General features: G+C 56.4%; 17 protein-coding genes. 9 read left to right on the top strand and 8 right to left on the bottom strand.

What is annotated here, in order from left to right; translation table 11 throughout:
* Position 1 precedes the first annotated feature (1 nt).
* The 4 genes from rfbD to ACR0FB_RS12930 form a co-directional block, all read right to left on the bottom strand.
* On the bottom strand, positions 2-865 hold the full coding sequence (gene rfbD / locus ACR0FB_RS12915; RefSeq protein WP_480621077.1) for a dTDP-4-dehydrorhamnose reductase: 864 nt from the start codon (positions 863-865) through the stop codon (positions 2-4).
* Positions 862-1902, bottom strand: a complete 1041-nt coding sequence (gene rfbB / locus ACR0FB_RS12920) for a dTDP-glucose 4,6-dehydratase (RefSeq protein ID WP_171724549.1) — start codon at positions 1900-1902, stop codon at positions 862-864. The genes rfbD and rfbB overlap by 4 nt, the downstream gene beginning before the upstream one ends.
* On the bottom strand, positions 1899-2468 hold the full coding sequence (rfbC, locus tag ACR0FB_RS12925; RefSeq protein ID WP_210093419.1) for a dTDP-4-dehydrorhamnose 3,5-epimerase: 570 nt from the start codon (positions 2466-2468) through the stop codon (positions 1899-1901). Before rfbC ends, rfbB begins: the two co-directional genes overlap by 4 nt.
* Positions 2469-2845: 377 nt before the next feature.
* Positions 2846-4903 carry a dockerin type I domain-containing protein gene (locus ACR0FB_RS12930; RefSeq protein WP_480621075.1) on the bottom strand — a complete coding sequence of 686 codons (2058 nt, stop codon included), beginning with the start codon at positions 4901-4903 and terminating at the stop codon, positions 2846-2848.
* A 151-nt stretch (positions 4904-5054) separates the two neighbouring features.
* Here ACR0FB_RS12930 and ACR0FB_RS12935 point away from each other — a divergent pair, with 151 nt between their 5' ends.
* Genes ACR0FB_RS12935 through ACR0FB_RS12955 form a run of 5 tightly spaced genes read left to right on the top strand, consistent with a single transcriptional unit; the run spans position 5055 to position 14618 of the window.
* Positions 5055-8969, top strand: a complete 3915-nt coding sequence (locus ACR0FB_RS12935) for a beta strand repeat-containing protein (RefSeq protein WP_480621073.1) — start codon at positions 5055-5057, stop codon at positions 8967-8969.
* Positions 8970-9016: 47 nt separating this feature from the next.
* Complete coding sequence (locus ACR0FB_RS12940; protein WP_480621071.1) at positions 9017-9850, top strand: SapC family protein; 834 nt, start codon at positions 9017-9019, stop codon at positions 9848-9850.
* On the top strand, positions 9837-11180 hold the full coding sequence (locus tag ACR0FB_RS12945; protein WP_480491030.1) for a TolC family protein: 1344 nt from the start codon (positions 9837-9839) through the stop codon (positions 11178-11180). Before ACR0FB_RS12940 ends, ACR0FB_RS12945 begins: the two co-directional genes overlap by 14 nt.
* On the top strand, positions 11177-13324 hold the full coding sequence (locus ACR0FB_RS12950) for a type I secretion system permease/ATPase (RefSeq protein ID WP_480621069.1): 2148 nt from the start codon (positions 11177-11179) through the stop codon (positions 13322-13324). Before ACR0FB_RS12945 ends, ACR0FB_RS12950 begins: the two co-directional genes overlap by 4 nt.
* The gene (locus tag ACR0FB_RS12955; RefSeq protein ID WP_480621067.1) at positions 13308-14618 is read left to right on the top strand and encodes an HlyD family type I secretion periplasmic adaptor subunit; all 1311 of its coding nucleotides are present in this window, start codon (positions 13308-13310) and stop codon (positions 14616-14618) included. The genes ACR0FB_RS12950 and ACR0FB_RS12955 overlap by 17 nt, the downstream gene beginning before the upstream one ends.
* Before the next feature lie 142 nt (positions 14619-14760).
* Here ACR0FB_RS12955 and ACR0FB_RS12960 read toward each other — a convergent pair whose 3' ends face one another.
* The 3 genes from ACR0FB_RS12960 to ACR0FB_RS12970 all read right to left on the bottom strand — a co-directional run bounded on the left by ACR0FB_RS12960 (position 14761) and on the right by ACR0FB_RS12970 (position 19018).
* Positions 14761-15462: a response regulator transcription factor gene (locus ACR0FB_RS12960; RefSeq protein WP_480621065.1), complete on the bottom strand. Its 702-nt coding sequence runs from the start codon at positions 15460-15462 to the stop codon at positions 14761-14763.
* Positions 15462-17327, bottom strand: coding sequence for a PAS-domain containing protein (locus ACR0FB_RS12965; protein WP_480621117.1), 1866 nt, complete (start codon positions 17325-17327; stop codon positions 15462-15464). The genes ACR0FB_RS12960 and ACR0FB_RS12965 overlap by 1 nt, the downstream gene beginning before the upstream one ends.
* A gap of 158 nt (positions 17328-17485) precedes the next feature.
* Positions 17486-19018 carry an alkaline phosphatase family protein gene (locus tag ACR0FB_RS12970; protein ID WP_480491024.1) on the bottom strand — a complete coding sequence of 511 codons (1533 nt, stop codon included), beginning with the start codon at positions 19016-19018 and terminating at the stop codon, positions 17486-17488.
* 261 nt (positions 19019-19279) lie between these two features.
* Here ACR0FB_RS12970 and ACR0FB_RS12975 point away from each other — a divergent pair, with 261 nt between their 5' ends.
* From ACR0FB_RS12975 to ACR0FB_RS12990, 4 genes are read left to right on the top strand one after another with little or no spacing between them, the layout of a single operon-like run.
* Complete coding sequence (locus ACR0FB_RS12975; protein WP_209835126.1) at positions 19280-20404, top strand: ABC transporter permease; 1125 nt, start codon at positions 19280-19282, stop codon at positions 20402-20404.
* A gap of 1 nt (position 20405) precedes the next feature.
* A complete protein-coding gene (locus ACR0FB_RS12980; RefSeq protein ID WP_171636362.1) occupies positions 20406-21221 on the top strand; it encodes an ABC transporter ATP-binding protein in 816 nt (271 codons plus the stop codon).
* 5 nt (positions 21222-21226) lie between these two features.
* Positions 21227-22543 carry an MlaD family protein gene (locus ACR0FB_RS12985; RefSeq protein ID WP_171636364.1) on the top strand — a complete coding sequence of 439 codons (1317 nt, stop codon included), beginning with the start codon at positions 21227-21229 and terminating at the stop codon, positions 22541-22543.
* Positions 22540-23196, top strand: coding sequence for an ABC-type transport auxiliary lipoprotein family protein (locus ACR0FB_RS12990; RefSeq protein WP_171636366.1), 657 nt, complete (start codon positions 22540-22542; stop codon positions 23194-23196). Before ACR0FB_RS12985 ends, ACR0FB_RS12990 begins: the two co-directional genes overlap by 4 nt.
* A gap of 83 nt (positions 23197-23279) precedes the next feature.
* On the opposite strand, the gene ACR0FB_RS12995 is transcribed toward ACR0FB_RS12990, so the two are convergent.
* Entirely contained in the window at positions 23280-24860 is a 1581-nt protein-coding gene (locus ACR0FB_RS12995) for an FMN-binding glutamate synthase family protein (RefSeq protein ID WP_480621063.1), read from the bottom strand.
* Positions 24861-25046 lie beyond the last annotated feature (186 nt).

The following is a 25046-nucleotide window of genomic DNA, read 5'->3' on the forward strand; positions in this document are numbered from 1 at the left end:
TTCAGCTGGTCGCTGACTTCAACTCGTTCAATATCTCGGCCAGTCCGGCTTTCCAGTCGGGTCTCTGGATTCCGAACACATTTTCCAGCCGCGAACAGTCCATACGTGAGTTCAGCGGCCTGGGCGCCGGCGTTGGGTAAGCCTCGGTTGGAATATCCTCGATTTCGACCGACAAGCCGGATTGAGAAACAATTTCACGGGCGAAATCCGCCCAGCTGGCATCGGGTGCACCGGAATAGTGAAACACCCCCCCTTTGGTTTCGAGGCCTGCCTTGGCCATTTTCAGCAAGGTTTCGGCAATGTCGGCAGCAGGTGTTGGCCCGCCGATCTGATCTGCGACGATAGTCAGCTTGTCACGGGTTTCTGCCAATCGGAGAATGGTCTTTGCAAAGTTCTTTCCGTGTGCCGAAAACACCCAACTTGTGCGCAAAATGGCATAGTGGCCGCCAGCCTCTGCGATCTGGTGTTCGCCGTCCAGCTTGGTTCGACCATAGGCCCCCAAGGGCCCCGTGGGGTCATCGGTGTTCCAGGGGGTCGGACCAGAGCCGTCAAAAACGTAATCCGTGGAAACATGCAGAAAAGGCAGGTCGCGGGCCGCGGCGGCACGCGCCATTGCACCGGGTGAATCTCCGTTGATTCGTTGCGCCAGGTCGCTTTCCTCTTCGGCCTGGTCCACCGCCGTATAGGCGGCCGCATTGATGATCACGTCCGCATCCGTATGCCGGATGGCGTCTGCACATTGCGACGGGTCAGACAGGTCCGCCGCGGCGCGATCCAGAGCTTCAACCAAGACACCATGCGCCTGTCCGCGACGCCGCAACTCGGTCGCCACCTGCCCCCCGTGGCCGAACACCAGCGCCTTCATTTGGCAACACCCAGCCGCTCACCCACGCCACTGCGGGCCTGCAAGGCGTTCAACCATGCGCTGTTGTCCAGATACCACTGAACCGTCTGTTCCAGCCCGGTTTCGGGCGTGTAGGAGGGACGCCAGTTCAGTTCGGTGCGAATCCGGGTCGGATCGATGGCATAACGCTGATCGTGACCCGGGCGGTCAGCGACGAACGTGATCAAATCCGCATAGGGCGTTTCACCCGGCTTGAGGCGATCCAGGATCGAACATAGCATTCTGACAAGATCAAGATTGGTCATCTCATTCTCGCCACCGATATTGTAGCTGCGGCCCAGTTCACCCTTTTCGAGCACCAGCAACAGGGCTTCGGCATGGTCATCGACATGCAGCCAGTCGCGAATGTTGTCGCCTTTCCCGTATATCGGGATCGGTTTGCCCGCCAGCGCACTGAGGATGACAACGGGGATCAGCTTTTCCGGAAACTGGTAAGGGCCGTAGTTGTTAGAGCAATTGGTAAGAACCACTGGCAGGCCGTATGTTTCACGCCACGCCCGCACGAGATGATCCGATCCCGCTTTCGAGGCCGAATAGGGTGAGTTCGGCTGGTATGGGCTGTCTTCGGTGAAAAACCCGGTTTTACCCAAGGACCCAAAGACCTCGTCGGTTGATATATGGTGAAACCGAAAATGCTCGGGCCGGCCGGCACCCACCCAATAGGCGCGTGCGGCTTCCAACAATACATAGGTCCCGGTCAGGTTCGTGTCGATGAACGCGGCTGGGCCATCGATCGAACGGTCAACATGGCTTTCAGCGGCCAGATGCATGATCGCGTCTGGCTGGTGTCTGTCCAGTATCGCCGACATGGCGGCGGCATCCCGGATATCCGCATGTTCAAAAACGTATCCCGGCGCATCCGCGACAGAGGCAACATTGTCCAGACAGGCCGCGTAGGTCAGGGCATCGACATTGACGACCGAATGCCCATCGGCAATCGCACGACGGATAACGGCAGACCCGATAAAGCCCGCCCCGCCCGTAACCAGAATTTTCATTGTGTGTCCTCGAATACGAAAGGAGATTCAATTTCGCGCAGAAGTGGTGCGATCCGATCTTTCTCGGACAGCTGGGGTTCTGAATTACTCTGTGGCCATTCAATGCCGATATCGGGATCGTCCCAACGAACCGCGCCTTCAGTTTCCGGCGCGTAGGTATCAGAACACTTGTAGACGATCTCGGTCTCCGGCTCCAACGTCACGAACCCATGCGCGAACCCCGCAGGAACCAACAGCATCCGCCCGTTCTCGAAACTCAGTTCCTCACCGACCCAGTGACCATAGGTGGGCGAACCTTTGCGGATATCGACCGCGACATCAAACAGCCGTCCACGACCGCAGCGCACCAGCTTGGCCTGCGCTCTTGGCGGAGCCTGAAAATGCAATCCGCGCACCGTGTTCACCGTGCTCGAAAGGGAATGATTGTCCTGAACGAATTGCGTATGAATCCCTTGTGCCGCAAAGCTGTCGACATTGTAGGTTTCCTCAAAGAACCCGCGGTGATCGCCAAAACGCTTCGGGGTGATCAGTTTCACTTCCGGAATGGAAAGCGCCAATATTTCCATTGTTACTAATTTTCATCTCTGTGTTGAAGTCTCGGCCTGCTATGTCACATTTGCTCCACCGACGCCAAGACCTATGTTGTCCGACCAGCAATTTGAGCGGCTTATCGGTTCCAAAGGTCAGGCGATTATCGCAGGCAACTTGCGATTCTGATAGAATTCATTGAAATTATTGGACCATCTGCAAATGAAAACACAGGGATGGAACAGATAACGAAGCCGCCGGCGCGACAACACTTGGGCCGAAAGCTAAAGCACCGCGTCATGGGGCGGCATCCGAGCGCTGAGGCTGGGTCGTGTCGATTTGGCGGCAAAAGCCAATCCGCACCTTACCGCTAAAAAAGATACAACTTTGCTTTGGCCTAGATATCTTTCGGCACTCAGGCCGCTTCGAGATTTCCCAACAGGATGGAGGTCATGTCCACGTTGATGACCCCATCCACCGCCACAACATCGACACCCGTCTGATAGGTTACATTGTCCTTGGTTATTCCGGAAAGGTCCGCGTTCTCATCCAGAAATACCCATTCAGGGTCATGGGCCGTGGGCTGCCCGACGGCGACTTGCAAAATTGCAAGCGCATCCAGGGCGTTCACGGTGCCATCCCTGTTGACGTCTGCCGCTATCAGGTTTTCCGCGGTCGCTGGACCCCATGTCGGGTCAAGACCAACCGAGATACGCAACACTTGCAAAGCGTCCAGCGCGTCAATCTTCCCGCTTGCCGTGGAATAGTGTTTGGTGATGTCCAGCACTCCGGGAAAGGTGCCATCGGGCAATTCCAGATCAAACCGCCCCTGACTATCTGCGGTGGCGGATACCGTACCCCCGCCGTCCGGCGTGAACCGGATTTCCGCATCCGTCAGCCCCGGATTCGCAACCTGGCTGTCCACCGTAATCTGCCCGACCAATCCATCAGAGCTGCCCGGTGTCAGCCCGCCCAGGTCCCCGAAATCTACCGGGATGTGATCCGGTCCGGCGAAGCCTGCGCCAAAGATATCCGTGCTTGTCAAAGCGCCGCCCGACGCGGATTGGATCTGCACGATCTCGCCGCGATATTCGATCTGAGCCCCGTTTGCTGTGCTGGTAAAGGTCAGTTGCTGAGGCGACCGCAACAGCAGGTAGTCGAACATATCCAGACGATCCAGGCCCGCCTGAAAATCGGTTATTGTGGTCAGACCGCTACCGGACTGCATCACGAAGATGTCGGCCCCTGCACCACCTGACATCGTCGTCGCACCCTTCCCCGCGATGAGAATGTCGTCTCCGGCGCCTCCTAAAAGGGTCGTGTCCAGAATACCGCCGCTGAGGATATCGTCCGACGCGCTCCCGTTCACGGTACCGAACCCCTTGCGCACCACCCCCAGATCATCGACCGGGACCGTCAGGACGTTCACCCCGGCATCCTGTTGTGATGTCACGAGAATTTGCAGCTCGTCGCCCACATGTGCAACCGCCAGCGATTCGACATTCTGCAATCCACTGGCCAGCGTATCCGCGAAACTGTCCATATGAACAAGTTGACCTTCGGGTGTCAGAGTGAACAGAGACAGGCCATCATCGCCGCCGCCTGCAACCACAAACACCCGACCGTTCACGTCTATGACCGCCAGATCCTGAACCGATTCAAACCGCGTATGAAGCGTATCAAGCACATGGTCCGTCGCCTTTAAACTTCCATCGCTGCTCAATTGAAGAACACTGAGAGAGTTGCTGCCGGACCCTGCCACCACGACCCAGGATTTGCCGTATGCCTCTACGGTCTCGACATCTGTTGGGGTTGAAACACCTAGGGTTCCGAGAGCCGAGTCATTGTTGATCTCGGTTAACGTGCCGGTGCCGGAATCGATGCGATATGTCGAGACAGAGTTTGTTGCCGCGTCACTTGAGATCAGAAAATGTTCCGAACCCGACCGCAACGTCTGCATGGCATCCGCCGTGCCGGCAATCAAACCCGCAAGACTGAGCGTCCCGTTCGCGTTCACATGATAGGTTCCGATATTGCCAGTACCCTCATGCGCCATCGCAAGGACATCCGAAGACCCCAGTGAAAACTGTATGATGGCCGAGATATCTCCGCCGCCGTTGAGCACACCCGTTTCCTTCAGGTTACCGATCGTTCCGTCCGCGTTCACGTCATACCCGACCAGGCCCGTGGCAGTATTGATATCCAGCGCGATCTGCTCGGTTCCCGCCAGCGTTATCGGCGTGGCACTGCGCCCCACCTGGAAGGTGATCGAACCGCTGTAATACTCGGTATCAACCAGCTGCGGCAGGGCACCGTCGGCCAGCCGCCAGACCGCGACACCGCCACCCGGGCCGGTCACCGTGTAGAGATACGTATTCCCGTTAAGCGTTTTTAAAGCCGTATCGCCGATACCTGAATCGAGCGCCGTGCTCCCCGTTGCCACTACACTTTCGAACTGAAGCATCACAGCCATCACCTCCTGCGCCACCCCTGGCAGTTACGGCAAGATGACCAGATGAGCAGACCGAAACCGAAGCAGAATTGTGGTGAAAACGAGAAGTTCGGTTTCAGTTTAACTCAATTTTTTCAGGTCCGATCGCAACGGCAACAAATGGGAAAGACAGATGAGCAAAACGCCAAACAGCACATCCTTTCCTGTTGCGGTGATCGCGGACACCACATGCGAGGGCACGATGACCAAAGCACCTGAGGCCAACAACCGTCCGGCGGCTGACTCAACGGACGGAGATCGCAAATCTCAAGTTCAACAATGGATCAAGGGAAAGCTTGGTCGTTGGGCGGGTCGCGGCGCGGCTGGCGGCCTCATGTCAACATTGATGGCCTTGCCTGCCTTGTCACAAGCAACCATCGAAGAGCTTTACGCCTTCCAGTTTGCAGAGACAATTCCGGGTGTGCGCTCCGCCAAGTTGCTGAAAAACGGCGATGTTCTTCTGAAAATGGCTGACGGTCGGACGATGATCGTGGCGGCGGAAAACGTGCAGGTCCTGGACAGCGGCGCAATCATGATCGCAGAAGAGGCGGTTGCTGAAATCGCCCAGTTCAGCGCAGCTGAAGCTGGCGCAGCAGCTGGCGGAATCAGCGGCGCCGGGGCTGCGCTGGGCGGCCTCGGGCTGGCTGGTGCAGCTGCCGCTGCGGGCGGAGGTGGCGGCGGCGGCGGCGGCGATTCCCCGGAACCTGTCGCGCCAGAGCCTAAACCCCAACCCCAACCGGAACCGAGCTATACCAGCCTGAACCTGGCCGAACTTCAGTCAACGGCATTGAACAGCGCCCTTACCAATGCTGCCGCACCCGAAGGAACATCGACAGTCGAGGTCACGATAGGTTCGCTTGTCAAAACCGTAACGCCCAACGATGACGGCAGTTGGAGCGTTTCTCTCACGTCGGCCGAAGCCAATGCGCTTCCGCAAGGCGTCTCTACGGTGACAGTCAGGCATCTGGACGATTCAGGCACGGAACTGTCAACCGAATCCGTCAAGTTCGATATTGATACAATTCCTCCAACCCTGTCGATCAGCGGGTTTTCCGATGGCGCTGTTTTGAATTCGATCGAACAGGCAACGGATCTGACGGTCACCGGAACAACCGATGCAGAAGACGGGCAGACCGTTACCGTCTCAATGAACGGGCAAAACTATTCGGGCACGGTATCCAACGGACACTGGAGCGTCACTGTCCCGGCGGCAGACCTCTCGGCCCTTCCTGATGGCGCGACGATTGACGTTACCGCGGATGTTGCCGACGCGGCGGGAAATTCCGCACCACAGGCGAGCGGAAGCTTTGATACTGATTTCACTGCACCAACTGTTTCTCTGGATCCCGTGGCTGGCGGCTCGATAGAACTGATCGACGTAGCCGGCGACCTGGCCTTGACCGGTTCCACCACGGCAGAGGATGGTCAAACCATCATCGTCACGTTCAACGGACAAGTGCATACAGGCACCGCTTCTGGCGGAAGCTGGAGTGTAACGATCCCCAATTCCGATTTGAGCAGTCTTTCCACCGGAGTGCCGGCATCTGTTCTGGTAGCCGTCGAGGACGTGTCGGGCAATCCGGCAGTACCGCTTCTTGTATCGGTTCCCGTGGACCTGACCGGCCCTTCCATTTCTATATCACCGCTTCCTGTTGGGTCCGTACTGAACGCAGCCGAAGCCGGATCCGACTTGACCATCAGCGGGCTGACGTCAAACGTTGAGGATGGTCAGCAAGTTACTGTAACCCTCGATGGTCAAACATATTCCGGCACAGTATCTGGCGGGGCCTGGAACGTGACTGTGCCAGCTGGGGATCTGGCGTCCTTGTCGGATGGAGGCAACTTCTCTGTTACCGCAGATGTCGACGACGCCGGTGGCGTCACGGCACCGCAGGCCGCAGTGACATTTTCCAAGGATGTGACCGCGCCGACGCTTAGCATCGACAGTTTCTCGGACGGAGCTGTCATGAACGCATCCGAGAGGGCCACGGATCTTTCCATCTCGGGCAGTACGACAGCTGAAGACGGACAAATTGTAACCGTCAGTCTGAACGGGCAGTCCTATAGCGCAACGGTTTCTGGCGGCAATTGGAGCGTAACCGTACCTGCTTCGGATCTGGCAGGTCTTTCTGACGCGGCGACCGTCACCGTAACCGCGGATGTCTCGGACGCTGCCGGGAATCCGGCCTTGCAAGCGAACAACAGCTTTACCACCGATTTCACGCCACCGACGATCGGAATTTCAACCGTATCCGACGGGGCCGTCATGAACGCCGTTGAACAAGGAACCGACCTGACAGTGTCAGGAACGTCCGATGCGCCGGACGGAACAGTTGTTACCGTCGAAATCACGCGCGCTGACGGCACTACGGACGTTTCCGGAACAGCAACGGTAACCGGGGGCACTTGGACCTATACGGCAACCGTGACAGATTTGTCTGCTCTGCAAGACAACGAAACTTACAATGTCAATGCGTCGATCTCGGACGCGACGGGAAACCACAATCAAACCACGACAAGCTTTGCCACTGACTTCACAGCACCTTCAATAACCATAAACAGTCTGCCTGTGGGTGCCGTGTTGGACGTGACCGAAAGGGGCGTGGATCTTGCAATCTCAGGCACGACCACAGCTGAAGATGGCCAGACCGTTTCGGTCACATTCGGCGGGCAAACCTATACTGGCGTCGCATCAAATGGCTCGTGGGCAGTTACCGTTCCAGCAAATGATCTTGGAATGCTCTCTGACGGAACGAGCTATTCCATTTCCGCCACTGTTGACGATCTGGCCGGAAACAGCTCGGCCGCGGCGAACAGCTCACTTTCCACAGATTTTCGCCCCTTGTTGACGTTGAACGATGTCGGGGTCAACAATTCGATTGGTCTTGCCGATGCCAAGGCCTCCGGGATTACTATCGGCGGGTCATCGACCGGATTGTCAGTCGGCCAGTCGGTGGATGTCACGTTAAACGGCAGTTCGGTCGGATCTGCAACGGTGGCCGCAGACGGATCCTGGTCGCTGGCTGTCGCGGCGTCCAACTTTTCGGCAGTAGAGGCAGGTGATGACCTTGTCTTTTCCGCGCAGGCGACAGTTGCGGGTAGACCAGATCCGCTGCTGGTTTCCGAGCAAGCCGTTGCGCACGAACCCGCCGCCTATGTGATTTCTGAAGTTGGGCGCTCGGGATCTACTGTGACGTTCGCAATCTATGCCGAAGCCGACCGCGATATCTCTGATGGTCTGGCGTTGACGGCAGAGCTCGGATTTGACCCTTCGGTTGTCACCTTCAACTCTGCATCGGTTTCGGAAAACAACGCCTTCGATTTGTTTTTGGCCAGCCCAGGCGCCGGGGGCGCGACGAATTTTGCCGGGGCCGCGACAACCTTTACAGATCTTTCTCAGCCGCTTGTCACTTTCACGATGACGATCCAGGACTCCAGCCAGCCTATTGAACTGACAATCAAAACGTCTGATGGCGGGCCAACGACAGTGCAGTTTGGCACCAATGGTGATGACACGCTCAACGCTGCGAATACGGACACTATCACGCGCGGCGGTGTCGGCGACGATACCATTGATGTTTCTGCAGCAGGGCGAGACATCGTCGTCTTCGAGGCGGACCCGGCCAGCAATGGTACAGATATTGTGACTGGCTTTACGATTGGCCCGGCTGCGGATGTAACTGACGCACTGATGTTCCGCGGGCTGGACACCAATACGCTCCGCGGTGATGGCACCGGGTTCGAATTGCTTTCCACCGGGGACACGTTGGGCACAAACACCGGATTTGTCGGCCTCAGCACGGTACTCACAGACCTCAACCTCAGCACAATCGAAGCCGCTGTCGAGAGTCTTGCCGGAGCCATGGCGGGCGATGAACTTTACGTGATGGCAACCGACGGAACAAACAGTGTTTTGGTCAAGGTAGATTTCCAGGCGGCGAACGATGCCAGCGTTGAAACCGTGGCCACGTTCCAAGACCTGAGCGATCTGAGCGGCCTGACCGCAGATAACATCCTGCACACCGACCCGACCGGGGCAACGGCCTGATCCAGACCGGCGCACATACAGACGTAATTCAACATCATGAGGCAGTTATGGCACAGAATGGCTTAACTCCGGTCAGTCTTGGACGACATGGTCATCGGTTCTGGCGGCGGTTCACCTCGTTCGATTTCGCAGGGACTATGGCAGATTGCCCTGTGGTCGAAGCAGAAATTCTTCAGGCCGCCGCCACATTTCCAATCACTTTTCGGAAATCTGAACACGGCTTTTACCCAGTGGCTGTTTTGTCCATGCAACCAGACCAGCCTACGCCATTTGTATCAGCACATGGCAAATGGCTGGCGACTTATGTGCCATGCGTCTTGCGCTGTGCTCCGTTTCGGCCACGACTGATTGAATCGGATGGTGACGGCAGTGACGAATTGCTTGTCGACGAAACGGCGGGGCTTATCACTGACAATCCGGAGGACGAGGTATTCTTCGACAAATCTGGGCAATTTGCGCCGGAACTGAAAAAAGTCGCAGCCTTCTTTCGCGCCCTGAAAGAGTCGATGAAATACACAACTCATCTGTGTCGTGTTATTACTGACATGGGATTGTTTGGTCCGCTTACCTCTTTTCAGGGGGTTGAGTTCCCGTGCGGGCATTTTGGCGTCACGCAGAAAGCCCTGGAGAAAATTCCCCGCGCGCACTTGTCACTGCTTACATCGAATGGGGGTTTGCGACTGATTCACGCTCATCAGATTTCGCTGACCCATAGTATCTGGCTGACACATGCACATGCTCGCTCACATCGAGAAGCTGATGGTTCTCTGACACAACAGACCACCGGTGTTTCAGGGTTCTTGGACGCGTTGGTTGCGGCGCAACAGAAAGAAGAAGCCATGGACCATTGCAGTCAGGAGGGTCATCATGCGTTCCTGTAAAGCAGTGTTGTCCTGGGTTGCGTTCGCTCTGCTTGCAATAGCGTTGTCCGCCTGCACGCCCCCTCCTGATTTGACTCCAGTGGCAGTGTCCTTGGCACCCGGGACCACCGGTGCAGGGGCAGCAAAGCCATCGGCAAAGCTCAGCAGTAGTGCATTCGGGCAACGCGTGCGCCAGGCGGTGGAGACAAGCCCGACACTGGCGCAAAGTAATACCAGGATGGATATCGCATCAGCCAATCAAGATGCAGCGGAAGGCGCCTTTCTTCCGCAGATCTCGTTGGGAATAAATGCACGGTCCGAACGGGTCGAATCTGATATTGCAGATGTTTCACCCTATCTGAGAATTTCACAATTGGTTTATGACGGTGGGGCTGCCTCGGGGGATCTGACGGCAGCCCGGGCACGTGTTCTGGAAACACGGGGCGATCAGATTCAGACGGCATCGGCCACGGCGCTGGCCGCCATCGAGACCTATGTGCTTGTCATTGATCAAAGAAAAATACTCCGCATCGCGGCCGACAATGTCTCGGTTCATGAAGAACTGGTGCGTCAGATTTCGGACCGCACAGCGGGCGGCGCCGGTTCAAATGCAGATGTTCTGGCCGCTCAGTCCAGAATGGCAGATGCACGCACAAGACTGGCTGACGCGCGATCACGAACTGATCGGGCCGAAGCGCGGTTTCGAGAAGTGTTCGGGACTTTTCCCGGATCATTGCCCCCTCCTGTACCAGCCCCACCGCTGAATAGAAGTGATGCCCAGGTCGTGATGAACAGCCCTCAGATCCGTAGGGCGGATGCCAGCTTGCTGGCAGCCAAAGCCGAATGGTCGGCCGCTCAGGCACGTCGCAAACCGAACGTTCGGGTCGCCGCATTTGCCAACCAGGATGACACTCGGGATGCAAATTTTGGCGTGGATCTTTCTTTCAACTACGAGCTGGACAGCACCGGCCAACGCCGCGCCGCCATCGCCGCCGCAGAAGCAAAGGTGAAAGAAGCGGAGTTCGCGCGAGAGCAACTGGTTCGCGAAATCATGCGGGAGCTGGGCTTTATTCGATCCGATCAAAAAGCAGGCGCGGAACGGCTGCGCGCGGCCCGTTTTGCGGCAAGTGCCAATGCCGACAGTGTTGCTGCATCCCGCGCACAGTTCTCGATCGGGCGTCGCAGCCTGATCGAAATCCTGGACGCTCAACGCGATTACGTAAATGCGCAAGAACGCCTGATTCTGGCCGAACAGAGTTATTTTCTGACCAACTACGCGGCTCTGAGCCTTACCGGAGACATTCTGGACCTGCTCGGAATTTCGCTTGGCAATTGGAACGAGGTAAAATGAGCACGTTGAAATCAATGTCGGATCGCGCCCGTTTGACATGCTACGAAGCCTGCCTTCTGAATATTGCTGCGACGCTTGAACGCCCTCTGACCCTTGCAACGATCCAGGCGTCGCAGACCGGTTCGGACGGGGATCTGACTGTTCGTGACATCCTCTCGGTGGCGGAAAACACAGGTCTACAGGCGGGCTATGGCGAGCGGCGCATCGCGAGTTTTGACGAAGCATTGGCCCCGGCCTTGTTGCTGATGACCGAAAACAAGGCTGTTGTGTACCATGGCCGCGCAAAAAACGGTGCCTTGCTGATCTATGACCCGGAACTTGGTGAAGGAATCGGCGAAGTTTCAGAAGAACAGCTGGCCAATTCATACACCGGTTTCGCGGTCTTGTTTCGGCGAAATCATACAGATGAACTGGACGCCGGTCACACGGGTAACCGAGGTCATTGGTTTCGCGCGGCGTTGTCCGCCAATCGATGGACTTACATACAGGTTGCTCTCGCTGCGGCTCTGGCAAACCTTCTTGGCTTGTCGACCTCAGTTTTCATCATGGTTGTCTATGATCGCGTGTTGCCCAATGAGGCAACCGAATCGCTTATTGCCTTGACGGCGGGCGTAGCTCTGGCGCTGCTATTTGACTTCGTGCTGAAATTGCTGCGAGCGGCGTTTATCGACAAGGCCGGGCAAAAAGCCGACTTGTTCATGGGGCGGCGAATTTTCGACCACGTTCTGAACATCCAGATGAAGTCACGCGCGGGTTCCACCGGCGCCATGACCAGTACCATCCGTGACTTCGAGACCCTGCGTGAGTTCTTCACATCCGCAACGCTTGTTGCCGTCGTGGATCTGCCGTTCATCGGGTTGTTCGTATTTGTGATTTACCTGGTCGGCGGACAACTGGCATTGGTCCCGGCTCTGGCCGTGCCTGTGGTTCTGCTGACAGGTTTGGCCGTACAGCCGCTTCTGTCGCGCATGGCAGAAAAGAGCCTGTCCGACGGGCAATCCAAACAGTCGGTCCTCGTAGAAGCCGTCTCGGGCCTTGAAACGATAAAGACAACAGCAGCGGGCCGGCAAATGCGTTCCCGATGGGAGCAGGCGATAGAACGACAATCCTCGCACGGTGCTCAGAGCCGGGCCGTTACACAATTTGCTCTCAACCTGACCGGTTTTACGCAACAAGCGGCACAGGTGTTGATCGTATTTTATGGTGTTTTTCTGATCACAGACGGCCAGACCAGCATGGGCGCTTTGGTTGCCTCGGTAATGCTGACAGGGCGGGCCCTGGCACCCTTGGGGCAGTTAGCGCAGACGTTGGCAAGGCTTAACCAAGCCCGAAGTGCATACCGAAATCTCAACGCGCTGATGATGGCGGAAAGCGAACGCCCACTAGGCCGAACATGGGTGAACCGGCCCCATTTCAAAGGAGCGATCGCCTTCAACAACGTGTATTTTTCCTACCCTGACCAAGGGGAAGATACCCTGCAAGGCGTTTCATTCACGATCAAACCGGGTGAAAAAGTGGCGATCCTTGGTCAGATTGGCTGCGGTAAAAGCACCATCGCACGTCTGATGCTGGGATTGTACGCGCCGCGTGTTGGATCTGTTACGTTCGACGGTCTTGATATCCGCCAGATCGATCCTGGCGATCTGCGCCGCAATATCGGATCCGTCTTACAGGACATATGGCTCTTTTCCGGATCAGTCCGGGACAATATCGCAAGCGGTGCAATCCGGCCAAAAGATCACGAACTGATCGAAGCAGGCCGCGCCGCCGGGGTTGAGGATTTCGTGGCCATCCATCCCGGGGGTTACGATCTTCAACTCGCGGAACGCGGCGAAGGCCTCTCTGGCGGACAGCGTCAAGCCATTGCCCTGGCAAGGGCACTAATAGGCCGTCCGCCGGTTCTCTTGCTGGATGAACCAACAAGCGCGATGGATGTCAAAACCGAAGCCCAGGTTATCCAACGTCTGAAAGAATGCACGGCAGAGTCCACCATGGTTGTCATTACACACAGAACCAGCCTGTTGGAGCTTGTTGACAGAGTCATCATCCTTGAACACGGGAAAATCGCGGCGGATGGCCCCAAAAGCATGCTGACGCAACATGTTCGCCGGACAGGGAGGCACCTGAATGTCGCAGCATCCTGATCTGGCCACCCTGGCGCGCGAGATGCAGGGACGCTCTCCTGTTCGGAGTTCCTTGCTGCTTTTGGTGATTTTGCTCTGCCTGATCGCCGCCCTATTGTGGGCGCACCTGACTGAACTGGACGATGTCACGCGCGTGGACGGCCGGATCGTGCCTTCCGGAGACATCCAGCTGATCGAAGCCACCGAGCCCGGCGTATTGCAGTCGTTGCATGTGCGCGAAGGCCAACTGGTCGAAAAAGGTTCTCTGCTTATGGAACTGGAAACAACCCAAATTGACAGTCAGCTCAGTCAGGAACAGCAACGCGCGTTCGGGCTGATGGCGCGCATCCAACGCCTTCGGTCCGAAATTGATGGGACACAACTGGATTTCGATGTTCAACTGATCAACGGCGCGCCTACCGTCGTGCAATCTGAAACTGCACTGTACCAAGGCCGGCGGGCCGAGTTGGAGGCAGAAATAGCCATCTTGGAGCGTCAGCGTCAGCAAAAACAGCGAGAATTTGAGGAAGGCCTGGTCGATCAAGTGACGGCAGAGGAAACCTTGCTGGTCCTGGCTGAAGAAAGGGCGATCATGGCGCCGCTGGTCGAGCGTCAAATAGAGCCTGCAACAACATTGCTTGCGTTGCGACGAAGTGAAGCCGAATGGCGCGGTCGCAAGGTGCGGGCAGAAGCCGTAACCAACAGATTGCAAACGGGCTTGGACGAAATCGACGATCGAATTCAAGCGGTGCGAAGCCGGTTTCGCAGCGCCGCGCTGACGGACCTGGCGCTTGCCACTGCCGAGCTGGCTGCCTTGCAACCCGCCCTGCCCGCTTTGCGCGACCGGGCCTCAAGGGCGCAGGTTCGGTCTCCGGTACGCGGCATTGTAAACCGGATTCATCGCTCTACCATTGGCGGTCTTGCCCGCAGTGGAGAGGACCTTGTTGAAATCGTGCCGCTGGACGACACATTGCTGGTTGAAGCCTATGTAAAGCCCGAGGACATTGCGTTTCTGCATTCTGGTCAGCCTGTGAAGGTCAAAATCACGGCTTATGATTTTGCACGATACGGAGCGTTGGATGGGGAAATCATCCGCATCGGAGCAGACACGGTCACTCGATCTGAGCGTAATGACGAAGAGGTCTTTGTGGTCGAGATTCGAACCAAAAGCACCATGCTTGATGGGAATGGCATAGCAGTCGAAATCATACCTGGAATGATCGCCGAAGTCGACATTCTGTCGGGTCGCAAAACAGTGCTGGACTATATTCTGCAACCGGTTGTGAAGATAAAGGATCAGGCATTGCGCGAATGAGCGATGGGGCAATTGGGGACAGACGTGTCACTTCCGATACGGAAATCTCGGTGTCAGCAGCTTCAGCACGGAAGGCTCGAAAGGGTCAAACAAACATGGAAAACAACTCATCTGACCAAGTCTCGGCCGGTTGGATCTGCGACTACTTCCAACCGACATCACCCAAGAATATATACCCCGCCCCATAGATCGTCTTGATCAACCGCGGGTTCTTAGGATCTTCTCCCAGCTTGGTGCGCAACCTGGAAATCCGAACGTCCATCGCCCTGTCAAAACTGTCTCCGGCTGCGCCACCCAGGGACTCCTGCATTTGCCCTCTGCTGATCAGCCGCTTGGGGCTTTCCAGAAACAGCCGCAGGACTTCCCCCTCTGCATGGCTGAAAGGCGTTTCGTCACCTGATTCACTTTCAAGGACGTATCGGTCAAAATGTGCGGTCCAGCCGTTGAATTCCGCCGTATCCGAACGAGAGGTCTGAGTGCGAGGTGTTCTTAATCTTGCCCTGATCCGCGCCACGACTTCCGCAGGGTCAAACGGTTTTGTAATATAATCGTCTGCCCCAAGTTCCAGCCCCGTAACACGGTCCTGCACCTGCGCGCGCCCCGAAATGATGATCACTGCCGCGCCTTGTTCCAACGCCAGACGATGAACCAACGCCAGCCCATCCGTATCCGGCAATGACAGGTCGACCAGACAGACATCGGGCGTCACACGGTTGAGCGCAGCCTCGAACTCTCGTGCGCGGGAAAAACTCTGCGTACGGAAACCGGCATCCTCCAGAGCGTCCGTCAGGATGCGCCGGATTTCGGGTTCGTCGTCGAGGATGGTAACCAGCGGTTGCGTCATCAGGCGGCCTCGGTTTGGATCAGGGCTGACAATTGAGCCTGCGAAAACGGTTTACGCAACACCGGGGCCAACGCAAGGGCGCGCTGGTACAACGGGTCCGAACTGGGCAGCGACGTCATAAGGATACATGGCAATCCCGGCTTCACCTGCCGCAAAATGTCCAGACCGGTACCACTTCCTTCGAGACGGATATCGGACAGGACAAGAGAAATGTCTTCAACGCTGTTAATCAACGCCAGCGCCTCATCTACCGAATTGGCCTCGATGACGGCGAAGCCCAGCTCTACCAGCATATCCCGAAACTGCCCCCGCAAATCTTCGCTGTCTTCGACCAGAAGTACCAGACCGTCTTGCACGGGCGGAGCTGGCCGATAGGGCAACCGCAAAACGACGGACGCGCCTGATACCGTGTTCTTGAGATTCAGATCGCCCCCGGCCAGCTTGACAGTGTCATACACCATGGGCAGACCAAGCCCCGACCCGTCGCTTCCCTTGGTGGTAAAGAACGGGTTCAGCGCCTTTTCCAGCGCCTCTGGAGTAAAGCCCGGGCCAGTGTCCGATACGGTGATTTCAACCCAGATTTCTCCGATGGTATGCGCGCTGATTGTAATCTGACCCGAACTGCCGCAGGCATCCCGCGCATTCAGCACTAGGTTCAGCAACGCATCCTGCACCATTCCCGGGTCCAGCATCAAAGCCCGGTCGGGCAAAGTGTTGACCACCGACAAACCGACGCCGCGCGGCAAGGAAGGCGAGGCCAATATTCTCAGGTCTTCCAACAGCGCCTTCATGTCCGTGGCCTGAGGATGTGGCGTTCGGTTCCCGGTCATATCCGCAATCCGGTTCAGCAATTGCCCACCCCGACGCGCCGTTTGCTGTGTCGCGGCAACCAGCTCATGTGCTTCATCCGACAGGTCCATTTTGTTCAGTTTGGACTGCATCCCAAGGATGATCGTCAGCAAGTTGGAGAAGTCATGGGCCAATCCACTGGTCATCTGGGCGGCCATAGCCCGCCGACGCGTTTGCTGCAAAACGACGCGCGCCTGCGTTTCTTCGGTGATATCAACCGACATTACATAGACGCCACCGGCGTCATCGGGCGTGAATGAAACGCGGATACGGCGGGAATCCTGATCCTCGGTGAACTCGAATACGGAGGTTTCTCCGTCATATGCTTTTGCCAGATGCGCTTTGACCCGCCGATACGCGGCGGCACCAAGAGCTTCGGATATGTGAAGCCCAAGAACCTCCGACGGACGTCCGGGAAGGACCGCGCTCAAACGGCGGTTGGAGTAGTCATATCGACCAGTGCTATCCAAATGCGCGATATGAGCCGGCATCATTTCGGTCATCATGCGTGTGCGGGCTTCGATTTCGGTCAGCTCGCGTTTGGCCTCTTCCAATGCCTTGATCGTGGCCGCAAGCTTTCGGTTGGTTGCAGACAGTTCTTCGGCGTGGCCGAGTAATTGTTCCGACAATTCTTCCGATCGCGCCCGCAGCAGGTTTTCTGCACGCCGGGTGCCGGTAATGTCAGTGTAAACCGCAACCCATCCGCCCTGTGGCAACGGCGCGCCTTCTATCGAGATAACCTGCCCGTTGGGCCTTACGCGTTCCATGTAATGAGGCTCGAAAGCCAAAGCCTGCTCGACGCGCAGGTTCACCATTTTTTCCACACTTTCTTCGTCACCGTATTCGCCACGGCTGGCGAGAAAATGGATGGTATCCCGAAACAAGGCTCCGCGTTCGACCAGCTCGTCCGGCAGGTCGAACATTTCCTTGAACCGACGATTGCTCAGCACCAGTTTCAGGTTGCTGTCATAGATCGAAAGCGCCTGACCGATGAGATTCAGTCCGGCAGTCGTCATCGCCTTTATGCGCTGTTCGGTGATGTCCAGGTTCGTCTTCTCCACGCCCCATGGGTACCATCAGAATTGATGCGCCGGTAGTGGAATTGATGAACGACAAAACTTCTCATGCAACTTCCATGATCTAACTGAAAAGAGCGCGAAAGCGTGCAGTAATCCTAATATCTGGAACGGGACTTCGCGCCTTCGGAAGTGATGGAGTGCAACGACAAGGTATGATCCATGTTTCGCATCCGATGGCGCAGCATCTGTCTGCCCAACCGGGCAAGATCAGCCGCAAACGCGGGGTTATCCGCAAGGTTTTCGAATTCTCCTTGTCCCTGGTGATCAAACAGGATCGGCGGCAGGTCGGCTGCAAATTCGATCAACGTGAATCGTTCGTCCCGCAATATTCCCAGACAGGAATCACTGTTGCCCGTTCCCAACCGCCGCTGCCAGAGGGTCGGTTCTTCGGGTTCCGAAAAATCCAGCTCGCTGAAGGAATAGCTGCGCCAATCACCGGGAACGTCGCCTTGCAACAAGGGCAACAAAGACCTGCCATCCATAGCGTTTGGAACAGTCTGCCCAATCCAATCAAGGATAGTCGGCGTGACATCAATCGACTCGGTAGGAACGGTCACTTTCGCGCCGGCCATGGCCTCGTTCCCCGGCAGACGTATCATCAACGGTGTGTGATAGGCCGCGTCGTACACAGTCATTTTGCCCCAGCTGTACCTGTCGCCCAGCATTTCGCCATGATCAGCCGTTATGACCAGCATGGTATCGTCGTATTGCCCACTGTCCTTGAGATACTGAACGACGCGCCCGATATGGTGATCGACCTCGGTCGCCAATCCCAGATAAACGGCGCGCAAAGTGCGGATGTTTTCATCCGTTGGCTCAACGTCAGCAAAGCCATGAACGAACTTTTCTGCCGTATAGGCGTCCAGCTTTGGTCCGAAAAACGGATGCAGTGCCTTTTCAGCGGCTTCGCTTGGCAGGCGTTTCGGCAGAGGGATTTCCGCCGGATCGTACATGTCGTTATACGGGGCAGGCGCAACCAAAGGTGGATGAGGACGGATGTAAGTCAGATGAGCAAACCATCCCTCGCCTTGATGAGGTGCAATCCCGTCCAGAAACGCATCGGTCAGGAAGGCTGTGTCGCTGTGTTCTGCCCGATACATGGCCGGGTCGTTCAGCTTGGGCGTTTGACCATCCGGTGAGACAGGCTTGTAAACATCCCAATATGTATCGAACGTATAGCCATTTTTCATTAAATATGATCGCCAGGGGTATGACTCTTCCAGGCGCATTTCGACAACTTCAAGGAACCCGTTCATCGATTGCTCGTAAGATTTGAGCACGGGATCGTTGGGATCATGGACTCGGGGATCGGCAGACGTATCGGTGTACCCGAACAGCATCGGCATATAACCCGCCTTTCGCATTTCCGTGGCGATGTTCGGCGTGTCATGACGCAGCGGAGTACCATTTCGCACGGAACGGTGGTTCATCGCGTATTGGCCGGTCAAAATCGATGCGCGGGATGGCCCACAGGGATTGGTGACAGAGAAGTGGCGCGTAAAACTTACCGCCTCGTCCATGAAAGCCCGAAGGTTCGGTAGCTGCACGTGCTCGGCCAGAGCGCCGTTCAGGCAATCTGCCCTCAATTGATCGATGATGATGAACAGAACGTTCTTGGCGTGATGCATACCGACTTCTCCGAATTCCGCACCCAGGGTTCCGCAGCGGAATGTGTCCCGCTTCCGTTTTTCGCGCAACCGATTAGTCGAACAGCCCTGCGTTTTCTTTTCCGGCCTGACTTGAGTCGAGAAAAGTAACACCCCTGTTTACAGTTACGCTTGCTTCAACTCATGGTCCGGCGTGACGCCAAGGTCATCCTGTGCGGCAAAAACCACGTCAAAGGGCACAAAGTCATTGCAGACATTGAATGTTTTACTTCACATGGCACCATGACGCAGCCAACGATCACATCAGAGCGCGACGCCAGCGGCAATCAAGTGCGCATTTCTGGTGAGTTGCTCACACAATCCCTGCAAACCGTGGAGCGTGATTTTGCTGCGGTCCAACCTTGCGGGGGCAAAGTCGTTATTGACCTGTCCGGTATAGAAGCATTGGATACGGGCGGAGCCTGGCTGGTTGCGGACCTGGGCCGGAGGTTCACGTCAAACGGTGCCACGCTGGAGTTTCAAGGTGTGAAACCCGCACATGCGACACTGATAGACACGGTGACACGCAGCATCCCGGACAAACCCGGCAAGCTTGAGGACCCTCGTGGATTTCTGGACTGGGTCGCACATGTGGGTCAGGGCACATTCGGAGCCTGGAAGGATACCCTGTCGATTCTCGAATTTCTGGGCCTCACCCTGCACCGCTTGTTTCGGACCCTGGTCATGCCGTGGCGTCTGCGCAAAGCGGCCCTTGTCACTCATATGGAGGAAACCGGGGTCAAAGCCCTTCCCATCGTGGCCCTGATGGGTTTTCTGATCGGTGTCGTGCTGGCCTTTCAGGGTGCGACACAACTGAAACAGTTCGGGGCCGAGATCTTCGTGGTCGAACTGATTTCAATCTCGATTCTGCGAGAGCTGGGAATTTTGCTGACCGCGATTATTGTTGCCGGCCGCTCGGGTTCGGCATTCACGGCCTCGATCGGTTCGATGAAAGTACAGGAAGAGATCGACGCCATGCGGACGCTGGGCCTTGACCCGATCGAGGTTCTTGTCATTCCACGTGTTTTGGCGTTGCTGATCATGCTGCCCATTCTTGGCTTTGTCGCAGATGTTGCCGGCCTCTTCGGCGGCGCGCTGATGAGCTGGATCGATCTGGGCGTAAGCCCTGGCATGTTTGTCACCCGTTTGAAAGAAAACACCGATGTCTGGCAACTTGCGGTTGGGTTGATCAAGGCACCATTCTTTGCGCTGGTCATCGGGGTCACAGCATGCTGGCAGGCCTTGCAGGTCAAAGGGTCGGCCCAGAGTGTGGGGCAGCGTACAACAGCCTCGGTTGTGCAATCCATTTTCATGGTGATTGCAATCGACGCATTGTTTTCGATTTTCTTTTCCGAAATCGGAATCTGACATGAACGATAGCACGCAACACGAAACGGAACAGAACGCAGCGCAGCGTGACGCCGTGATCCGCGTTCGCGGTCTCAGAAACCAATTCGGAACGCAGGTGGTTCATGACGATCTGAACCTTGATGTCTGGCGCGGCGAGGTTCTGGGCATTGTTGGCGGGTCCGGAACCGGAAAATCCGTCTTGCTACGTACAATTGTGGGTCTGAACAAACCTGCTGCTGGCAGTATAGAAGTGTTGGGAGTGGATGTCCTGAACGGTCCCGAAGAGGAACGCCGCAGGATCGAACGCCACTGGGGCGTGGCCTTTCAAGACGGTGCGCTGTTTTCATCGCTGACCGTATTGCAAAACGTGATGGCCCCACTGCGAGAACATACGGGCATCAGTGAAAAACTGATGGAATCTCTGGGTGCGTTGAAGATCAGCCTTGTGGGTCTGCCCCAGCTGAGTTGCGGCAAATTTCCATCGGAGCTGTCAGGCGGCATGCGAAAGCGCGCGGCGCTTGCACGGGCACTGGCGCTTGATCCCGAAATCGTTTTTCTGGATGAACCGACTGCCGGATTAGACCCGATTGGCGCGGCTGCGTATGATGAGTTGATCGGCGAATTGCAGCAGGCACTTGGGTTGACTGTTTTCATGGTCACCCATGATCTGGACAGCCTTTACGCCATCTGTGACCGAATTGCAGTGCTTGCAGAAAAACGCGTGCTGGTTGAAGGTCCGATTGAGGATATGACCAAAGTGGATCATCCTTGGGTGCAGGAATATTTCACAGGCCCCCGCGCCCGCGCGGCGCAACAGAAGGGTCAGGACAGGTAAAGGCGATGGAAACCAGAGCAAATTACATCCTGATCGGCGCGTTCACCCTTGCGGGACTGTTGGGCGTATTCGGCTTTTTCCTGTGGTTGGCGAAATTCGAAGTGACCCGGCAATACGCTTACTACGATGTATTGTTCGATAACGTCTCGGGGCTTTCGGCGGCGGGCGGGGTGAATTTCAACGGCCTTCCTGTTGGGCAGGTGATCTCTCTGAACCTGGACGAGGACGATCCGTCCAAGGTTCGCGTGCGAATAGAAGTGGATGCAGATATTCCGATCACCGAAGAAACGATCGCCCAGCTTCAATCGCTGGGTGTTACCGGCGTCGGTTACGTTGAACTTACTGGCGGGTCGCCTACTGCCGAAAGATTGCCGCAGGACAGCGTGATCAAAAGCAAGCGCAGCACCATCCAGTCATTATTTGAAGGCGCACCAAAAGTGCTGGACGAGGCCGTTACACTTCTGGAAAGCCTGAACAAGGTCGTCGACGACAAGAACCGGCAAGCCGTGAGCAGCATTCTGGACAACCTTGCCTCTGCGACTGGCCGGCTGGACAAAACATTGACAAGCTTTGAATCCGTGGCCAGCGACATAGGCAGTGCAGCCAAGGATATTGGTGAATTTTCAAAACGTCTGGACCCTTTGATCGAAACGGCGGATACGACCCTCAAGACCGGCACGGACACGCTCAATTCGGTCAAGTCCGCGTCCGAGTCAGCCAGGGCTGCGCTGGACGAAGCGAAAACGACGATCGAAACGGCAGACCGCATCTTGCAGCAGGACGTTCGACCTTTCATCGAACGCGGGTCGCAACTGGCCGAACGGTTGACCCTCTTGTCGGACGAAGGCAGCGTCACGCTGGGGATCGTGAACGAGACCGTGTTGAACGCCAACACGACACTTGGTTCGATCACATCTGCAATGGACACGGCCAAAGGTGCGCTGTCTTCGGCGGAAACGGCCTTTGAATCGGCCAACCGCGTCATGGAAGAAGACGTGGCGCCCGTAGCGGAAGATATCCGGAAGGCGGCCAACCAGGTCACCGAAACAGTCTCGAACATCACCGGTAAGATCGATCAGATTTCAGACGATGTCCTGAGCGCTTCGAACTCTGCGTCAGAGCTGCTGGGGACAATTGACGGCATCGTTCAGACCAACCGCCGGCAGGTGTCAGACTTCTTGCGGGTGGGTCTGCCGCAATTTATTCGCTTCGTCGAAGAATCCCAACGCCTGGTAATCAGCCTCGACCGTCTGGTGGACAAGGTCGAACGTGATCCTGCGCGGTTTCTGCTGGGCACCCAAGCATCGGAGTTCCGTCAATGATCAAGCCTGCAATTGCAATTCTGACGTTTGCATTGGTCGGTGGATGTGCCGGTTTGGGCACTTTGAAACAAGCCGCGAAACCCAACGATCTGTATCTGTTGACACCCAAAAGCACATTTTCGTCGGCGTTGCCGCGAATACAAAAACAGATCGTAGTTGAAGAACCAACAGCAACCGCCGCTGTGAATACGGATCAGATCGCCATTCAGCCCACCCCGTTACAGGTTCAGTATTTGCCGCGGGCACGTTGGGTGGATCGCGCACCCCTGATCGTTCAGACGCTGTTGATCGAAAGCTTTGAGAATTCTGGCAAAGTCGCTGCCGTTGGCCGGTCAACGGTCGGTCTGCGTGCTGATTACGTGATCGCACCGGACCTGCGCGAGTTTCAGGGGATTGTTGTCGCGGACCCCGAGAACGGAGATAAAATCCGTATCGAAGTGCGCATGAACATCAAGGTCATCGATGAATACGACGACAAGATCATCGCTTCGAATTCGTTTCAGGAAAATGTCGTTGCCGCAAGCGACCAGACATCAGATCTGATCAAAGCGTTTGATTTGGCCTTGGGGCGCGCGATGCGAGATTCTGTTGAATGGAGCATTCGCAGGATCAGCACGCATGTGGCCAACAATCCCAGATCGAACCCCAGTTGAGTTAAGCCACATGTCAAAACAGTAAGTGCGGGCGCAGTTCGCCCACACCTGTTCTGGGTAAACGGTTGTTAACGGATCGGGTCTCAGAAACGAGATGCCGAAGCGCGTTCCCAATCCGCCGCGAATTCCTCGGGCACAACACCTGCTAGCAGCGCACCATCCTCCAGATAGGTGTAGAGGTCACCATAGGTTCGCTCATGCTCGTCCGCCGTGCGCCGCAAAATGTCGCGTGGATGCAGCTCGGACACTTTTTCCTTTCCCATCGCACCCAAGAGTTCGCGGAAACTTTCGAGTGTTGCGTCGTGATACCGGTGAACGCGCCGCCGCTTTTGCGGGATGTTCACAGCGCGCCCGCGCACGGGATCCTGGGTGGCGACCCCGGACGGGCAACGGTTGGTGTTGCAATGCAAAGCCTGAATGCAGCCCACCGCGAACATCATCGCCCGTGCCGCGTTGCACATATCCGCACCAAGCGCGAATTTCTCGACCATGTCGTATCCGGTCGCCACTTTGCCCGCGCAAATGATCCGGATCTTGTCGCGCAGCCCAACGCCACGCAGGCAATTGTTTGCGAAAATCAGCGCCTCGTTCAGGGGCATACCCAGACGGTTGGTGAACTCGACCGGGGCCGCGCCTGTACCCCCTTCTGATCCATCAATGGTGATGAAGTCCGGCAAAATCCCTGTCTCGAGCATGGCCTTGCAGATCGACATGAACTCGGAAGGTTTGCCAATACACAATTTGAAGCCGACAGGTTTGCCGCCGGACATTTCGCGAAGATCTTGAACGAAGTGCATCAACCCCGAGGGCCCGTCAAAAGCGCTGTGAGTTGGGGGGGAAATCACATCCTGATGCTCGGGCACCCCGCGGATTTCGGCAATTTCGGCATCGACCTTGGCAGCGGGCAGAACGCCCCCATGCGCAGGCTTGGCACCTTGGGACAACTTGATCTCGATTGCCTTGACCACATCCTTTGTGGCCTTTTCGGCGAACTTGTCCTTGTCAAACCCGCCTTCCGGCGTTCGACATCCAAAATAGCCCGTCCCAATCTGCCAGATGATATCGCCGCCTTCGGCCAGATGGTGAGGAGACAACCCGCCTTCACCGGTATTGTGGGCGAAACCTCCGTCTTTTGCCCCGCCGTTCAGCGCGCGGACGGCGTTGGCGCTCAGGGCGCCGAAGCTCATGGCCGAAACATTGAGACGCGAGGCGCTGTAAGGCTTTGTGCATTGTGGCCCGCCCAACATGACGCGATCTTCGCTTTTGTCCACGTGCTTGGGCGCAAGCGAATGATTTGCGCGGTGATATCCGACCTCGTTTATGTCGTATTGCGTTCCGAAGGCCTGCGTATCCATCTGGCCCTTGGCGCGGGAATAAACCAGGCCGCGTACGATCCGGTTATAAGGTCGGCCGCTTTCGTTGGTTTCAACGAAATACTGTCGAATTTCCGGGCTGACGAATTCAAGCATGTACCGGAAATGCCCCAGAACCGGATAGTTGTTCAGCACATTGTGCTTGGTAGTCAAAACATCATAAAGGCCGATGACCGCGTAGGGCACCAAGATGACCAAAAGCCAATGTACGGGTGGCCAGAAGAACCCCAACAGCAACACGAACGGCAGGCAGACATAGCTCAGAAAATAGTAGATCCTGCGTACAATCATGTTCCTGTCTCCTCATGTTTCCGACCGGTGGTTGCGCGTTCCAACAGCACTCAACGTGAAACAGATTGATTTTTAATTGCAAGCTTTCGCGGGAATTTATCCGCCCAAAGACGAAAACGTGAAAGTGCGTTACGGTGGCTCAACAGTTGAACAGGGTGTCGCCAGTGGATATGCCACGCATACCAG

The organism is Ruegeria sp. P10 (genome assembly GCF_056534925.1).

Bases quoted from the DNA above. Each gene is read 5' to 3' on its own strand.
- ACR0FB_RS12990 (WP_171636366.1), top strand. From the start codon at position 22,540: ATGATCAAGCCTGCAATTGCAATTCTGACGTTTGCATTGGTCGGTGGA.
- ACR0FB_RS12930 (WP_480621075.1), bottom strand. From the start codon at position 4,903: ATGGCTGTGATGCTTCAGTTCGAAAGTGTAGTGGCAACGGGGAGCACG.
- ACR0FB_RS12950 (WP_480621069.1), top strand. From the start codon at position 11,177: ATGAGCACGTTGAAATCAATGTCGGATCGCGCCCGTTTGACATGCTAC.
- ACR0FB_RS12945 (WP_480491030.1), top strand. From the start codon at position 9,837: ATGCGTTCCTGTAAAGCAGTGTTGTCCTGGGTTGCGTTCGCTCTGCTT.
- rfbD (WP_480621077.1), bottom strand. From the start codon at position 865: ATGAAGGCGCTGGTGTTCGGCCACGGGGGGCAGGTGGCGACCGAGTTG.
- ACR0FB_RS12975 (WP_209835126.1), top strand. From the start codon at position 19,280: ATGACGCAGCCAACGATCACATCAGAGCGCGACGCCAGCGGCAATCAA.
- ACR0FB_RS12970 (WP_480491024.1), bottom strand. From the start codon at position 19,018: ATGCATCACGCCAAGAACGTTCTGTTCATCATCATCGATCAATTGAGG.
- ACR0FB_RS12980 (WP_171636362.1), top strand. From the start codon at position 20,406: ATGAACGATAGCACGCAACACGAAACGGAACAGAACGCAGCGCAGCGT.
- rfbB (WP_171724549.1), bottom strand. From the start codon at position 1,902: ATGAAAATTCTGGTTACGGGCGGGGCGGGCTTTATCGGGTCTGCCGTT.
- ACR0FB_RS12940 (WP_480621071.1), top strand. From the start codon at position 9,017: ATGGCACAGAATGGCTTAACTCCGGTCAGTCTTGGACGACATGGTCAT.
- rfbC (WP_210093419.1), bottom strand. From the start codon at position 2,468: ATGGAAATATTGGCGCTTTCCATTCCGGAAGTGAAACTGATCACCCCG.
- ACR0FB_RS12995 (WP_480621063.1), bottom strand. From the start codon at position 24,860: ATGATTGTACGCAGGATCTACTATTTTCTGAGCTATGTCTGCCTGCCG.
- ACR0FB_RS12935 (WP_480621073.1), top strand. From the start codon at position 5,055: ATGAGCAAAACGCCAAACAGCACATCCTTTCCTGTTGCGGTGATCGCG.
- ACR0FB_RS12955 (WP_480621067.1), top strand. From the start codon at position 13,308: ATGTCGCAGCATCCTGATCTGGCCACCCTGGCGCGCGAGATGCAGGGA.
- ACR0FB_RS12985 (WP_171636364.1), top strand. From the start codon at position 21,227: ATGGAAACCAGAGCAAATTACATCCTGATCGGCGCGTTCACCCTTGCG.
- ACR0FB_RS12965 (WP_480621117.1), bottom strand. From the start codon at position 17,327: ATGACGACTGCCGGACTGAATCTCATCGGTCAGGCGCTTTCGATCTAT.
- ACR0FB_RS12960 (WP_480621065.1), bottom strand. From the start codon at position 15,462: ATGACGCAACCGCTGGTTACCATCCTCGACGACGAACCCGAAATCCGG.